Source organism: Rhodococcus maanshanensis NBRC 100610 (assembly GCF_001894865.1).
GTDB lineage: Bacteria > Actinomycetota > Actinomycetes > Mycobacteriales > Mycobacteriaceae > Rhodococcus_G > Rhodococcus_G maanshanensis.
Map to the genome: position 1 here is coordinate 126,532 of NZ_BCXA01000006.1, position 14,566 is coordinate 141,097.

Consider the following 14,566-nt stretch of genomic DNA (forward strand, 5'->3'; position numbering starts at 1 on the left):
GTACGTTTTCCAGCCACCACAGGAAGGCAGCTCGTGAGCTCGAAGTCGGATCGACCCATCAAGGCCAATATCTTCGCGGCAGGCGCCGTGCTCTGGCGTAAGTCACCGACCAATCCCTACGAGATCGAGATCGCTCTGATCCACCGACCCAAGTACGACGACTGGTCCTTCCCCAAGGGCAAGCTCGACCCAGGAGAGACGCCGATCGTCGCGGCGCTGCGAGAGGTGCAGGAGGAGACCGGGCTACGGGCGCGCCTGGACCGGCGGGTGACCCGGGTCGCCTACGAGATCCCCGGTCATCGCAAGCGGAAGCGGGTCGACTACTGGGCCGCCGAGGCAGTCGGCGGCGAGTTCGTACCGAACACCGAGGTCGACGAGCTCCGGTGGGTGGCGCCCGAGGACGTCGCGGGCGAGCTCTCATACTCGGTGGACGGCAAGGTGATGCGCCGGTTCATGAAGATTCCCGCCGACACCACCACCATGCTGGTCGTCCGGCACGGCAAGGCCGGGCGCCGAAAGGATTCACCGGACGACACGCTGCGACCGTTGGACAAGCTCGGACGCGCCCAGGCCGAGGCCCTGGTGCCCCAGCTCCTCGCCTTCGGTGCGACGGCGGTCCATTCGGCCGATCGAACCCGCTGTGAGCAGACGGTTGAACCGCTGGCGCGGGCGCTGGGCACCGAGATCGTGCCGGAGCCGCTGCTTTCCGAGGAGGCCTACGCGGAGGATCCGGCCGCGGCCCGCTCACGCGTGCGGAAGATCGCCACCCTCGGCGGCGTCCAGGTGATCTGCAGTCAGAGCGGGGTGATTCCCGACCTGCTGAGCTGGTGGGCGGAACGGGACGGGATCACCCTGCCGCCCGCCCGCAACCGGAAGGGCAGCACCTGGGTCCTCTCGTTCTCCGGGGGCAAGCTGGTGGACGCCAGCCACATCGACAGCCCGCTGCCCGAGAACTCCTGAGGCGGCCACCAACCCGATCGAGGGCGGCGACGGTTTCCCGTCGCCGCCCTCGATCTCGTGCGATGCACGAGTAGTCGGTCGTGCCTACTTCTTGCGAGCCGGCGCCTTCTTCGCGGGTGCCTTCTTCGCCGGAGCCTTCTTGGCCGGTGCCGCCTTCTTCGCCACGACCTTCTTGGCCGGAGCCTTCTTCGCCGGAGCCTTCTTCGCGGGCGCCGCCTTCTTCACGACCGCCTTCTTGGCCGGTGCCGCCTTCTTCGCCACGACCTTCTTGGCCGGAGCCTTCTTCGCGGGTGCCGCCTTCACGACCGCCTTCTTCGCGGGCGCCGCCTTCTTCACGACCGCCTTCTTGGCCGGTGCCGCCTTCTTCGCCACGACCTTCTTGGCCGGAGCCTTCTTGGCCGGTGCCGCCTTCTTGGCCGCAACCTTCTTCGCGGCCGTCTTCTTCGCCGCGGCCTTCTTCGCAGGTGCGGCCGCAGCCGAGCCGCGCTTGACCGCGGGTCCACTGGCCGGGAGCTTCTGGCTACCGGCGATCACGGCCTTGAACTGGGCGCCGGGACGGAACGCAGGCACCGAGGTCGGCTTGACCTTGACGGTCTCACCGGTGCGCGGGTTGCGCGCGACCCGGGCCGCACGGCGACGCTGCTCGAAGACGCCGAAGCCGGTGATCGTGACGCTCTCGCCCCTGTGCACGGCGCGCACGATGGTATCGACAATGTGCTCGACCGCATCGGTGGCAGTACGGCGATCCGAGTCCAACCGTTCGGTCAAGATGTCAATGAGCTCTGCTTTGTTCATGGAAGTCCTCCGCAAACTGATGGCCCATTGTCGGACCGACTAGCAAACACGGTAATCCGGAAAAGGGCAAGAGTCTATGTGCCACGCCAATTCTCATGCCTCTCTCAGCGGCGTGGCACCCTCTTTCGTGCCTGAATCCCGTTAGTCGGTCGTATTAGTTTCCCTCGGCAACCCGTGCCGGGAGGGTGGCAGGTTTCCATGACGGCCTTGACTTTTCGAACTCCGAAATCGCATCTACCTGCCGCAATGTCAATCCGATATCGTCCAGACCCTCGAGCAGACGCCACCGTGTGTAGTCATCAATGTTGAAGCGCACCACCAGCGTTCCTGCGGTCACAGTGCGCTCCGTGAGATCGACAACAATTTCGAGACCGGGCTGCTCTTCAAGCAACTTCCAGAGCAGTTCGACGTCCGATTGGTCGACCTGAGCGGCCAGCAGGCCCGCCTTGCCGGAGTTGCCGCGGAAGATGTCCGCGAAGCGAGACGCGATCACAACGCGAAATCCGTAGTCCGATAGCGCCCACACCGCGTGCTCGCGGGACGAGCCGGTTCCGAAGTCCGGGCCCGCGACGAGAACCGAGCCCTTGTCGTACGGCGGGATGTTCAGGATGAACTCGGGGTCGGCCCGCCAACCCGCGAAGAGGCCGTCCTCGAAACCGCTACGAGAGACCGACTTTAGGTAGACCGCCGGAATGATCTGGTCGGTGTCGACATTGGAGCGCCGCAGGGGGACGCCGATTCCCTTGTGTGTCGTAAAGGCTTCCATCAAATACTCCTGTCGTTCCGGTGGTCTTCAGTTCAGGTCCGCGGGCGCCGAGAGCGTGCCTCGCACTGCCGTCGCCGCCGCAACCAGCGGGGAGACGAGATGCGTCCGCCCGCCCTTGCCCTGCCTACCTTCGAAATTCCGGTTGGAGGTCGATGCCGAGCGCTCACCCGAGGACAGCTGATCGGGATTCATGCCGAGACACATCGAGCACCCCGCCTGCCGCCATTCCGCACCGGCTGCGGTGAAGATCTCACCGAGGCCCTCCTCCTCGGCCTGAGCTCGAACCCTCATCGAGCCGGGGACGACAAGCATCCGCACGCCCTCGGCCACCTTGCGGCCCTTCAGCACGCCCGCCACGGCCCGCAGATCCTCGATCCGGCCATTGGTGCAGGAACCGACGAACACCGTGTCCACGGCGATCTCACGCAGCGGAGTGCCTGCCGTCAGGCCCATGTAGCTCAACGCCTTCTCGGCGGCCTGGCGTTCGCTCTCGTCGACCATCTGCGTGGGATCCGGAACCGAGTCGCCCAGCGGCGCGCCCTGCGCCGGGTTGGTCCCCCAGGTGACGAACGGGGTCAGCGAGTTCGCGTCGATGTAGACCTCCTGGTCGAAAGTCGCGCCCTCGTCGGTCTTCAGCTGATCCCACGCGGCGACGGCGGCATCCCAGTCCGCGCCCTGCGGCGCGTGCGGCCGTCCCTTGATGAACTCGTAGGTGATCTCGTCGGGCGCGATCATGCCCGCCCTGGCACCGGCCTCGATCGACATGTTGCAGACCGTCATTCGGGCTTCCATCGACATTTGACGGATGGCCGATCCGCGATACTCCAGCACATAGCCCTGGCCGCCGCCGGTGCCGATCTTCGCGATGACGGCCAGCACGACGTCCTTGCTCGTCACCCCGGGCTGGAGTTCGCCGTCGACGTTGATCGCCATCGTCTTGAACGGGCGCAGCGACAGCGTCTGGGTCGCCATCACGTGCTCGACCTCGCTGGTACCGATACCCATTGCGAGAGCACCGAAGGCGCCGTGGGTGGAGGTGTGACTGTCGCCGCACACCACCGTCATACCGGGCTGGGTCAGACCCAGCTGCGGACCGACGACGTGCACGATGCCCTGATCGAGGTCGCCCATCGGGTGCAGGCGGACACCGAACTCCTCGCAGTTACGACGAAGGGTCTCCACCTGGGTGCGTGAGACCGGGTCCGCGATCGGCTTGTCGATGTCGACGGTCGGGACGTTGTGATCCTCGGTGGCGATCGTGAGATCGGGGCGGCGCAACGGCCTGCCCGCCAGCCGAAGGCCGTCGAAGGCTTGAGGACTGGTCACTTCGTGTACGAGGTGGAGATCGATGTAGATGAGGTCCGGGTTACGCGAGGCGCCCTCCCCCTCGCCCTGGACGACGACGTGCTCGTCCCACACCTTCTCCGCCAGGGTGCGCTTTCTACTGACCATGTTCTCCACCTCTCAGTGTGACTAGTGCGTCCCGGACATCGGGCGGCCTGGAGTGCGCCACTTCCATCATCTCCCCGATCACGCCCGATCGAAGCCGTCCGAATTTCCATCTCAGAATGCGAGACGGTAGTATCGCCCTATGAGACAGCATAGCGGCTCCCCCGCCTCCAGCGGGATCGGGGTGCTCGACAAGGCGATGACCGTTCTCCATGCCGTTGCGGAGCAGCCCTGCAATCTCGGAGAGCTGTGCGCCCGTACGGGCCTGCCGAGGGCGACGGCCCATCGACTGGCGGTCGGCCTCGAGGTGCACCGGCTCCTCGCCCGCGACGGCGACGGACTCTGGCGCCCCGGTCCCGGCCTGGCGGAGCTGGCTCCGACCGCACACGACAGCCTCCTCGAGGCGGCCGCCATGATCCTGCCTCGACTGCGCGAGATCACCGGCGAGAGCGTGCAGCTGTACCGCAGGGAGGGCACCCAACGGGTGTGCGTGGCCTCCATGGAGCCGCCGACCGGCCTCCGGGACACGGTACTGGTCGGCGCACGACTGCCGATGACCGCGGGCTCGGGAGCCAAGGTGCTGCTGGCATGGGCGGATCCGCAGACCCAGCGAACGGTGCTGGCCGACGCGCTCTTCAGCGAGCGGGCACTGCTCGAGGTGCGCAAGCGCGGCTGGGCGCAGAGTGCGGCCGAACGCGAACCCGGCGTGGCGAGCGTCGCGGCGCCGGTGCGCGACGGCGCGGGCACCGTGATCGCGGCGATCTCGGTCTCGGGTCCGATCGACCGGATGGGCAGGCGTCCCGGCGCCCGCTGGGCCGCCGACCTGCTCGCCGCCGCGGACGCACTCCACAAACGCCTGTAGCCGCCTGCGCATCCGATGTGGCCCATGGCACAGTGCATGCGAGAACAGGTTCCAATCCCCATGGGAGGACAGCGCAGTGGGCACCAACCAACGTAGCCAGATCACGATGGACGACGACGAGATCGCCGGGTTCATCGAACGCAGCCGGGTCGCCACCATGGCGACGGTGGGCGCGAAGGGTGCGCCGCACCTGATCGCCATGTGGTACGCGGTGATCGACGGCGAACTCTGGTTCGAGACGAAGTCGAAATCACAGAAGGCCGTCAACCTCCGCCGGGATGACCGGATCACCGTCATGATCGAGGACGGCAACACCTACGACACCCTGCGTGGCATCTCCATCGAGGGCACCGCCGAGATCATCGACGACCGAGACGCCCTCTGGCAGGTCGGCGTCAGCATCTGGGAGCGCTACACGGGCCCGTACTCCACCGACGTGGACCCCGCTATCGAGATGATGCTCAACAAGCGGGTCGCCGTGCGGGTGAAGCCCGACCGCATCCGGTCATGGGACCACCGCAAGCTCGGATTGCCCCAGATGCCCGTAGGCGGCACCACAGCGGCCTTCCTGTAGCGCCGGAGAATTCACGGGACTTCGCGACGCAGCGGCGGTACCGTCGGCCTTGAACCACCTACGGGAGGAGCAAGACGTGACCGACTCGGAGAACGAGAAGATCAAGCAGCAGTTCCGCGAGGCGCTCGACCGCAAGAATCATCAGCACGCGAACCCGACGTCCGCAACGGCCGGCGATTCGAAGATTCATCACACGCACGGCCCCGCGGATCACAAAAGAGAATTCCGCCGCAAGAGCGGCTGAGAAGATTCGAGCGAAGGCGCTCACCCGACTCGGGTGGGCGCCTTTTTTCGAGCGCCACTCGTTCGAGGTGGCACACAAGAAAAAGACCCCCTGGCATGTGCCAGAGGGTCTTTTTCGTTTGTAGCCCCGACGGGATTCGAACCCGCGCTACCGCCTTGAGAGGGCGGCGTCCTAGGCCGCTAGACGACGGGGCCAAGAACACGCTGTACTGATTTGTTGCGCTGTTGTGGAACTCTTCCGAAGAGAAGTGCCGCATCAGTGGAAGCTCGGCTAGCTTAGCTGGCCGGAGTTCAGAGTCAAAATCGTCTGAACTCTCCGCTGGGGTACCAGGACTCGAACCTAGAATGGCGGTACCAGAAACCGCTGTGTTGCCAATTACACCATACCCCAATGACCTCGGCGGCTCGCTCAACCTTGCGGCTGTGCTCTCCGTTTCGGACGAGGAGAACAATAGCAAAGCCCTAGGGCCATTCTCCAAATCGGCTGGTCAGGGGGCTGAAATGACCCCCTGGCCAGCCGAGGGGAGCTCCTACTGACCCACCTGTGCACGTGCCGCGTGCAGCCGCGCCATCGTCTTCTCCCGGCCGAGCAGCTCCATCGACTCGTACAACGGCGGGCTGATGTGCGAACCGGTCACCGCGACCCGCACCGGCGCAAAGGCCTTGCGCGGCTTGAGTTCCAGGCCATCGATGAGTGCGGCCTTGAGAGACTCCTCAAGGTCAGCGGTCACCCAGTTCGTCGTGGCCTCGAGGGCGGCGATCGTCGCGTCGAGCACGGGAGCCGAGTCGGCGCCCAGGTTCTTCGCGGCCGCGGCTGGATCGATCGCGAACTCGGACTCGCCAACGAAGAGGAACTTGAGCAGGTCCCACGCATCGGACAGCACGACGATGCGCGTCTGCACGAGCTCGGCGGCCTCGGCGAACGAGGCCTCGTCGAGCGCGTCGACGGGATGACCGTGCCCGGTCAGGAAGGCGCGCAGCCGCGCCGTGAAGTCCGCGGGCTCGAGCAGCCGGATGTGCTCGGCGTTGATCGCGTCGGCCTTCTTCTGGTCGAAACGCGCCGGATTGGAGTTGACCTTCGAGATGTCGAAGGCCTCCACCATCTCCGTGAGCGAAAACACATCGTGATCGTCCGCGATGCCCCAGCCGAGCAGGGCCAGGTAGTTGAGCAGGCCCTCCGGAATGAAGCCGCGGTCTCGGTGGATGAACAGGTTCGACTCCGGATCGCGCTTGGACAGCTTCTTGTTGCCCTGTCCCATCACGAACGGGAGGTGACCGAACTCCGGGGTGAGCTCCGCGACACCGATCCGCTGCAGTGCCTCGTAGAGCGCCAGCTGGCGCGGCGTCGACGAGAGCAGGTCCTCGCCGCGCAGCACGTGGGTGATCTTCATCAGCGCGTCGTCGACCGGATTCACCAGCGTGTACAGCGGGATGCCGTTACCCCGGGTGAGCGCGAAGTCGGGCACCGTGCCCGCCTTGAAGGTGGTCTCGCCGCGAACCAGGTCGTTCCAGGTGAGGTCGTGGTCGGGCATCCGCAACCGCACGACGGGCTTACGCCCCTCGTCGAGGTACGCCTGACGCTGCTCGGCGCTCAGATCCCGATCGAAATTGTCGTACCCGAGCTTGGGGTCACGGCCGGCTGCCTTGTGCCGCTCCTCGACCTCCTCGGGAGTGGAGAAGGACTCGTACGCCTCCCCCGCCGCCAGCAACTTCGCGACGACCTCGAGGTGCAGGTCGCGCCGCTGCGACTGCCGGTACGGCTCGTAAGGGCCGCCCACCTCGGGACCCTCGTCCCAGGTCAGGCCGAGCCAATTCAGCGCGTCGAGGATCGCCTGGTAGGACTCCTCCGAGTCCCTCGCGGCGTCGGTGTCCTCGATGCGGAAGACGAACTTGCCGCCGTGGTGCCGGGCATAGGCCCAGTTGAACAGGGCCGTACGGATCAGCCCGACATGGGGCGTGCCGGTCGGCGAGGGACAGAAACGAACGCGCACTTCGCTGGAGGTCATGGCTCACTTGGGTCGGAGGGGGAAAACGGTCCCCTACAGGCTAGTCTTCCCCGCCCGCCCCCGGCTGGGCAGTGACCACCGGCCGTCGCAACGCCGCAGGAACTCAGCCCTTGGCGGCCACCGGGTTGGCGAGGGTGCCGATTCCCTCGATGGTGACGCTGACGGTGTCGCCCGCGACGATCGGGCCGACGCCCTCGGGGGTGCCGGTGAGGATGACATCGCCGGGGAGCAGCGTCATCACCGCGGAGACCCACTCGATGATCTTCGGAATGTCATGCAGCAGAAGCGAAGTCCGGCTGCGCTGCTTGACGGCACCGTCGACCTCGGTCCTGATCTCGAGATCGGAGGCGTCGAGCGTGGTCTCGATCCACGGCCCGAGCGGGCAGAACGTGTCATGGCCCTTGGCCCTGGTCCACTGACCGTCCTGGCGCTGGTGGTCGCGCGCGGACACGTCGTTCGCGGCGGTGTATCCGAGCACCACGTCGAGTGCCTTCGAGGCGGGCACGTCCTTACAGGGACGCCCGATGACGATCGCGAGCTCGCCCTCGTAGTGCACCTCATTCGAGCTGGGCGGCAACATGATCGGCACGCCGGGGCCGATGATCGAGGTGTTCGGCTTGAGGAAGATCACCGGATCCTCGGGGGCCCCGGAACCCATCTCGGCCGCGTGCGCCGCGTAGTTCTTACCGATGCAGATCACCTTGCTGGCCAGGATCGGTGCCAGCAGCCGGACGTCGGCGAGCGGCCAGCTCCGGCCGGTGAAGGTGGGGTTGCCGAACGGATGCTCGGCGATCTCCTTCGCGGTCTGTGCGTCACCCTCCCCCTCGATGGAAACAAAGGCGACCCCATCGGGGCTGGCGATTCGACCTAGGCGCATGGCGGCAGTCTATCGACCGCGCCCGCGCGCACCCTCGACCGCCCGCGGCGCGCGACCTCTCGTGGTCGCGATACACTCGATCCAGAATTCCAAAATATAAGACATCCATTCCACATATTGGGACGGCAGCATGAGTGTTCAGGTACAGAACAGGCAGGACGAGCGGAGCACCGCATCGAGGCGCTGGACCATGCTCGGGCTCGGCGTCCTCGCGCAGACTGCGGGAGGCGTCGTCGCCAACGCGCCCGCCTTCCTGATCCCGACCCTGCACGACGCGCAGGGCATGAGCCTGGCCCGCGCCGGGCTGATCGCGGCCGCACCGACGGTCGGCTTCCTGGTCAGCCTGTTCGCCTGGGGTCTGGTGGTCGACCGGATCGGCGAACGTCGGGTGCTGGCGATCGGACTCGGTGGCGCCGCCATCGCGAGCGCCGCCGCTGCCGCGTTGAGCACGTCCTTCCCGGCGCTCGGCGTTTTCCTGTTCCTCGGCGGTGTGGCCGCCTCGAGCGCCAACGCCGCCAGCGGGCGGGTGGTTGTGGGCTGGTTCCCGCCGGACCGGCGCGGATTCGCGATGGGTGTGCGGCAGATGGCGCTGCCCCTCGGGGTCGCGGTCGCAGCGCTGACCGTCCCGAACCTGGCCGCCGACCACGGCATCCGCCCGGCACTGACCGTGCCCGCGGTCATCTGCGCGGTCGCCGCGCTGGCCTGCCTGGTGTTCGTGATCGACCCACCGCGACCCAGCCGCACCGCCGCGTCCTCACAGGGACTGCTGGACAACCCGTACCGGAACCAGAGCGTGCTGTGGCGGATCCACTCGGTCTCGGCGGTGCTGGTGGTCCCGCAATACCTGGTGTGGACCTTCGTCCCGGTCTGGTTGATCACCGACCGGCACTGGTCGGCGGCGTCGGCGGGCATCCTCATCACCGCGACCCAGCTGCTGGGTGCGGTGGGACGGATCGGTGCCGGGATCTGGTCGGACCGGGTCGGCAGCCGGATGGGCCCGCTGCGGACCGTCGCGGTCGCCGCGGCGCTGTCCATGGCGGCGCTCGCGGTCACGGACTGGCTCGACTCGCCGATCTCGGTAGCCCTGATGGTGGTGGCCTCGGTGATCACGGTCGCCGACAACGGGCTCGCCTTCACCGCGGTCGCGGAGATCGCGGGCCCGTACTGGAGCGGCCGGACCCTCGGCGCCCAGAACACCGGCCAGTACCTGGTTGCCGCGTTCGTGCCGCCGGTGTTCGGTGCGGTGATCGGGACCCTCGGCTTCCCGGCCGCCTTCGCACTCGCCGCCGCGCTGCCACTGGCCGCCGCCCCGCTGGTCCCTGCCGATCCGCCCCCGCCGTCGGCGTGACCCCCCCGAACGCACTCCGCCCGCGAACCTCTCGGTTCGCGGGCGGAGTGCTACTTCGGAGTCTCGCCGAGCCTAGAGGCTCGCGGCGATGCGGTCGCCGACCTCGGAGGTCTTGATCGGACCGTCGCCACGGGCCGCGAGATCTGCCTCGACGGCCTGCTCGATGCGGGCCGCGTCCTCGTCGCGCCCGAGGTGACGCAGCATCAGCGCAACCGACAGGATCGCGGCAGTGGGATCGGCGATGCCCTTGCCCGCGATGTCAGGGGCGCTGCCGTGCACCGGCTCGAACATCGAGGGGTTGGTGCCGGAGGCGTCGATGTTGCCGCTCGCCGAGAGGCCGATGCCACCGGTGACCGCGCCGGCCAGGTCGGTGATGATGTCGCCGAACAGGTTGTCGGTGACGATCACGTCGAAGCGGGACGGGTCGCTGACCATGTAGATGGTGGCCGCGTCGATGTGGCAGTACGCGGTTTCGACGTCCGGGTACTCGGCGCCGACGGTCTCCATCGCACGAGACCAGATCGCGCCCGCGTTGGAGAGCACGTTGGTCTTGTGGATCAGCGTCAGGTGCTTACGCCGCGTCTGCGCCAACGCGAAGGCATAGCGGACGACACGCTCGGCACCGAACCAGGTGTTGATCGACACCTCGGTGGCGATCTCGTGCGGCGTGCCGACGCGGATGGCGCCGCCGTTGCCGGTGTACGGGCCCTCGGTGCCCTCGCGCACCACCACGAAATCGATGTCCGGGTTGGCGGCCAGCGGCGACGTCGCCCCCGGGTACAGCCGCGACGGACGCAGGTTCACGTGGTGATCGAGCTGGAACCGCATGTTCAGCAGCAGGCCCCGCTCGAGGATGCCAGGGCCGACGAGACGCGGGTCGCCGATCGCGCCGAGCAGGATCGCATCGTGCTCGCGGATCTGCGCGAGCTCCTCGTCCGGCAGCAGTTCGCCGGTTGCGTTGTAGCGCGTGGCGCCGAGGTCGTACTCGGTCGTCTGCAGGTCCGGGACCAACTTGCGCAGCACCTTGAGTGCCTCCGCCGTGACCTCGACCCCGATGCCGTCGCCGGGAATGACTGCAAGCTTCATGTACTTACTCACTTCCTCGCAGAGACGAAATCAGGACAGGTCGACCTGGGCCACGCGGGCGTCGAGCTGGGAGACGACCTCCGCGACCTCGGCATCGCCGACCACGCGGTCGACGCGCAGGATGACGGTGGCGCCCTCGCCCTCCACGTCCTGGCTCAGCGCCGCGGCCTGGATGTCGATGCCCGCGTTGCCCAGCACCGTGCCGAGGGTGCCGAGCACGCCCGGACGATCCTGGTAGTGCACGACGATGTTGTGGCCCTCGGCGCGCAGGTCGAAGCTGCGGCCGTTGACGTTGACGATCTTCTCGATCTGCTGCAGGCCGGTCAGCGCGCCCGCGACGGCGGTGACGGTGCCGTCGGCCGCGACGGCCCGCACCTCGACCGCGCTGCGGTGCGTGAGCGCCTCGCTGTGCTTGTCGACCTCGACGCTCACGCCACGCTGCTCGGCGAGCGCGGGCGCGTTGACGAAGGTGACCGGCTCGTCGCTGCTGGCCGAGAAGAGTCCGCGCAGCGCGGCGAGGCCGAGGATCTCGACGTTCTCCGCCGACAGCTCACCGCTGACGATGACCTGCACGTTCTGCACCGCCTCCGGGGAGAGGGTGCCCGCGAGCAGGCCGAGCTTGCGGACCAGGTCGAGCCACGGCGCGACCTCCTCGCCGACCGGGCCGCCGGAGACGTTGACGGCCTCGGGCACGAACTCGCCCGCCAGCGCCAGCAGCACGCTCTTGGCGACGTCGGTGCCCGCGCGGTCCTGGGCCTCCGAGGTGGACGCGCCGAGGTGCGGGGTGACGACGACGTTGTCGAGGTCGAACAGCTTCGAATCGGTGCACGGCTCGGTGTTGAACACGTCGAGGCCAGCGGCGCGCACCTTGCCGGACACGAGCGCGTCGTACAGCGCGTCCTCGTCGATCAGGCCACCGCGGGCGGCGTTGACGATGATCAGCCCGTCCTTGGCCGTGGCGAGACGCTCGGCGTTGATCAGGCCCGCGGTCTCCTTGGTCTTCGGCAGGTGCACGGAGATGAAGTCCGAGCGCTTGACCAGTTCGTCGATGTCGACGAGCTCGATGCCGAGCTGCGCGGCGCGGGCCGCGGGCAGGTAGGGGTCGTACGCGATGACGTGGGTCTCGAACGCCGCGAGGCGCTGCGCGAACAGCTGCCCGATCCGGCCGAGGCCGACGACGCCGACGGTCTTGCCGAGGATCTCGGTGCCGTTGAAGCTCGAACGCTTCCAGGTCTTCTCGCGCAGCGTGCGGTCGGCGGCCGGGATCTGGCGGGCGGTGGCCAGCAGCAGCGCGACGGCGTGCTCGGCGGCGGTGTGGATGTTCGAGGTCGGCGCGTTGACGACCATCACGCCGCGCTCGGTGGCGGCCGGGATGTCGACATTGTCGAGGCCGACGCCGGCGCGGCCGACGATCTTCAGCTTGGTGCCCGCGGCGAGGACGTCCGCGTCCACGGTGGTCGCGGAGCGGACCAGGATCGCGTCGGCCTCGGGGACGGCGGCCAGCAGGGCGGGACGGTCGGGACCGTCGACCCAGCGCACTTCCACGCCATCGCCGAGCGCCTCGACCGTGGACGGCGCGAGCTTGTCTGCGATCAGAACAACGGGACGGCCTGGCTGGCTCACGAGTGAACTCCTGTGTTAGGTGTCGGGCGGATCGTCCGCGGCCCGGCGCCGCCTCGGGCGCCCACGTGAGGCCGTGACCGAAGACAGCTTAGTGTGCGGGCGCCCGGGTTTCGGCACCCTGGGTGCGCCGATACCAGATAGTGGACACCTCGTGGGACGGATCACTCAGTCGGCGCGGCCGGCATCGAACGCCTCCACCGCGGCGTCGAGCGTCGGATAGAACCGGTCGTGGCCGAAGCGGTCGCCGACCCCGAACCGGATCAGCCGATCCTTGACCGGTCCCTTCATCTCGGCGAAGGCCAGTCGCACCCCGCGGCTCTCCAGGTACTGGTCGAGCTCGACCAGCTCGTCCACCGCCGTCGTATCCAGGCCGGTCAGCGGTTCCGAGGCGATCACCACCCAGCGGACCCGATCGGGCGCATCGGCGACGAGCCCCCGCACGTAGTCGTCGAAGATCGCGCCGTTCGCGAAGAAGAGCTGCGCGTCGAACCGCGCGATGACCAGACCGGGGATCCGGTGACCCTCGGGGTGCCGGGCGAGGTCGTGGTAGCCGTCGAGGCCGGGCACCACCACCAGTTCCGCACGGTACGGCTGCCACGCGTGCACGACGACCGCCACGAAGGACAGGGCGATCGCCACCAGGATGCCCTCCAGCACCCCGACCAGCGCGACGCCGAGGAGCGCCGCGATCGCCAGGGACGCCTCCACCCTGCTCATCCGCCACATCGCCACCATGCTGCGGATGTCCACCAGCGAGGTCGCCGCCACGATCACCACGGCCGCCAGCGCCGACGACGGCAGGTAGCCGGTGACGCCGGGTGCGACGAGGATGAACAGCACGATGGCCAGCGCGCCGATCACCCCGACCAGCTGGGTCTTGGCGCCGTTCTGTTCCGCGACCGGGGTGCGCGAGGAGCTCGCGGACATCGGGAACCCGCCGAGCAGCCCGCTCGCCACGTTCGCGGTACCGATCGCACGCATCTCGACGCTGCCGTTGACGCTCTCGCCGCGCCGCGCCGCGAAGGTGCGCGAGAGCACCCCGGTGTCGGCGAACGCGATCAGCGCGATACCTGCCGCCGGGACGATCAGTTCGCCGACATCGGACCAGGTCAGACCGCCGAGCGCGGGCGCGGGCAGGCCGTGCGGCAGCGCTCCGACCATCGGGATCTGGTCCTTGAGACCCAGGACGTACGCCAGGACTACCGCTCCGACCACGGCGACCAGCACGCCGGGGATGCGGCTGTGCAGCAGCTTGAAGGCCAGGATGACCGCGATGGCGCCGACGCCGATCGCGCTCGCGGTCGGGTCGATCTCGCCGTCCGCGATTGCCGCGACGGTGTTGCGCGCCTCGTCGATGAGGTTGACCCCGTCGACGGAGAATCCGAGCAGCTTCGGGATCTGGCTGACGATCACCACCAGGGCGATGCCGTTGAGATAGCCGAGCCGGATCGGCTTGGACAGCAGGTCGGTGACGAAACCCAGGTTCAGCAGGCCGCCGACGACCAGGATCGCGCCCATCAGGATCGCGAGCAGGCCGGCGAGGGCGACCGCCCGCGCCGAATCCCCAGCGGCCAGCGGGATCACGGCCGCGCCGATGATCGGGGCGAGCGAGGAGTCAGGACCGAGCACCAGGATCTTCGAGGGACCGACCAGCGCGTAGACGAGCAGGGGGACGATGGTGGCGTAGAGACCGGTCTCCGGGGGCAGGCCCGCGGCCTCGGCGTATCCCATGCCTGCGGGGATCAGCAGCGCGGTGAGCGCGATCCCCGCGGTGAGGTCGGAGCGCAGCCACGACCGCTCGTATCGGCGGGCCACCTCCAGACCGGGAAGCCATGACCGCAGTGACGATTGTTGTGCCATCCACCACCTACCCCGGACAACGCAAAGGGCCCGATGCCCTCCGTGACAGTGTGCACCGTCACGGGGTGACATCGGGCCCCGAAATGCGCTTCGCGCCCCGTGAGTCTTTTCGGCCCT

Annotated in this window: 13 protein-coding genes and 2 tRNA genes; 5 read left to right on the forward strand and 10 right to left on the reverse strand. The window is 68.0% G+C overall.

What is annotated here, in order from left to right:
* Nucleotides 1-33: 33 nt before the first annotated feature.
* Nucleotides 34-960, forward strand: coding sequence for an NUDIX hydrolase (locus RM1_RS04325; protein WP_072750153.1), 927 nt, complete (start codon nt 34-36; stop codon nt 958-960).
* Between the two features lie 84 nt (nt 961-1,044).
* On the opposite strand, the gene RM1_RS04330 is transcribed toward RM1_RS04325, so the two are convergent.
* From RM1_RS04330 to leuC, 3 genes are all read right to left on the reverse strand, one after another.
* Nucleotides 1,045-1,755 (reverse strand): HU family DNA-binding protein, encoded by a 711-nt coding sequence (locus tag RM1_RS04330; RefSeq protein WP_072750154.1) that lies wholly within the window; start codon nt 1,753-1,755, stop codon nt 1,045-1,047.
* Nucleotides 1,756-1,909: 154 nt separating this feature from the next.
* Complete coding sequence (gene leuD, locus RM1_RS04335; protein ID WP_027499220.1) at nt 1,910-2,521, reverse strand: 3-isopropylmalate dehydratase small subunit; 612 nt, start codon at nt 2,519-2,521, stop codon at nt 1,910-1,912.
* 27 nt (nt 2,522-2,548) lie between these two features.
* Entirely contained in the window at nt 2,549-3,973 is a 1,425-nt protein-coding gene (gene leuC / locus RM1_RS04340) for a 3-isopropylmalate dehydratase large subunit (RefSeq protein WP_425528662.1), read from the reverse strand.
* 139 nt (nt 3,974-4,112) lie between these two features.
* Between leuC and RM1_RS04345 the strand changes: the two genes are divergently transcribed.
* The 3 genes from RM1_RS04345 to RM1_RS26345 all read left to right on the forward strand — a co-directional run bounded on the left by RM1_RS04345 (nt 4,113) and on the right by RM1_RS26345 (nt 5,650).
* A complete protein-coding gene (locus RM1_RS04345) occupies nt 4,113-4,832 on the forward strand; it encodes an IclR family transcriptional regulator (RefSeq protein WP_072750156.1) in 720 nt (239 codons plus the stop codon).
* Nucleotides 4,833-4,908: 76 nt separating this feature from the next.
* Nucleotides 4,909-5,406, forward strand: coding sequence for a pyridoxamine 5'-phosphate oxidase family protein (locus RM1_RS04350; protein ID WP_072750157.1), 498 nt, complete (start codon nt 4,909-4,911; stop codon nt 5,404-5,406).
* A 76-nt stretch (nt 5,407-5,482) separates the two neighbouring features.
* A complete protein-coding gene (locus RM1_RS26345; protein WP_169922285.1) occupies nt 5,483-5,650 on the forward strand; it encodes a DUF5302 domain-containing protein in 168 nt (55 codons plus the stop codon).
* A gap of 121 nt (nt 5,651-5,771) precedes the next feature.
* Here the strand turns inward: RM1_RS26345 and RM1_RS04355 are convergent.
* From RM1_RS04355 to RM1_RS04370, 4 genes are all read right to left on the reverse strand, one after another.
* Nucleotides 5,772-5,844, reverse strand: a tRNA-Glu gene (locus RM1_RS04355).
* A gap of 124 nt (nt 5,845-5,968) precedes the next feature.
* Nucleotides 5,969-6,040, reverse strand: a tRNA-Gln gene (locus tag RM1_RS04360).
* 139 nt (nt 6,041-6,179) lie between these two features.
* Complete coding sequence (gene gltX / locus RM1_RS04365) at nt 6,180-7,655, reverse strand: glutamate--tRNA ligase (RefSeq protein WP_072750158.1); 1,476 nt, start codon at nt 7,653-7,655, stop codon at nt 6,180-6,182.
* A gap of 103 nt (nt 7,656-7,758) precedes the next feature.
* Nucleotides 7,759-8,532: a fumarylacetoacetate hydrolase family protein gene (locus RM1_RS04370; protein ID WP_072750159.1), complete on the reverse strand. Its 774-nt coding sequence runs from the start codon at nt 8,530-8,532 to the stop codon at nt 7,759-7,761.
* Nucleotides 8,533-8,662: 130 nt separating this feature from the next.
* Between RM1_RS04370 and RM1_RS04375 the strand changes: the two genes are divergently transcribed.
* Entirely contained in the window at nt 8,663-9,880 is a 1,218-nt protein-coding gene (locus tag RM1_RS04375; protein WP_218019674.1) for an MFS transporter, read from the forward strand.
* A 72-nt stretch (nt 9,881-9,952) separates the two neighbouring features.
* Here RM1_RS04375 and RM1_RS04380 read toward each other — a convergent pair whose 3' ends face one another.
* The 3 genes from RM1_RS04380 to RM1_RS04390 all read right to left on the reverse strand — a co-directional run bounded on the left by RM1_RS04380 (nt 9,953) and on the right by RM1_RS04390 (nt 14,449).
* On the reverse strand, nt 9,953-10,966 hold the full coding sequence (locus RM1_RS04380; RefSeq protein ID WP_072750161.1) for a 3-isopropylmalate dehydrogenase: 1,014 nt from the start codon (nt 10,964-10,966) through the stop codon (nt 9,953-9,955).
* Nucleotides 10,967-10,996: 30 nt separating this feature from the next.
* The gene (gene serA / locus RM1_RS04385) at nt 10,997-12,589 is read right to left on the reverse strand and encodes a phosphoglycerate dehydrogenase (RefSeq protein ID WP_027499212.1); all 1,593 of its coding nucleotides are present in this window, start codon (nt 12,587-12,589) and stop codon (nt 10,997-10,999) included.
* A gap of 165 nt (nt 12,590-12,754) precedes the next feature.
* On the reverse strand, nt 12,755-14,449 hold the full coding sequence (locus RM1_RS04390) for a SulP family inorganic anion transporter (RefSeq protein ID WP_072750162.1): 1,695 nt from the start codon (nt 14,447-14,449) through the stop codon (nt 12,755-12,757).
* Between the last annotated feature and the right edge of the window lie 117 nt (nt 14,450-14,566).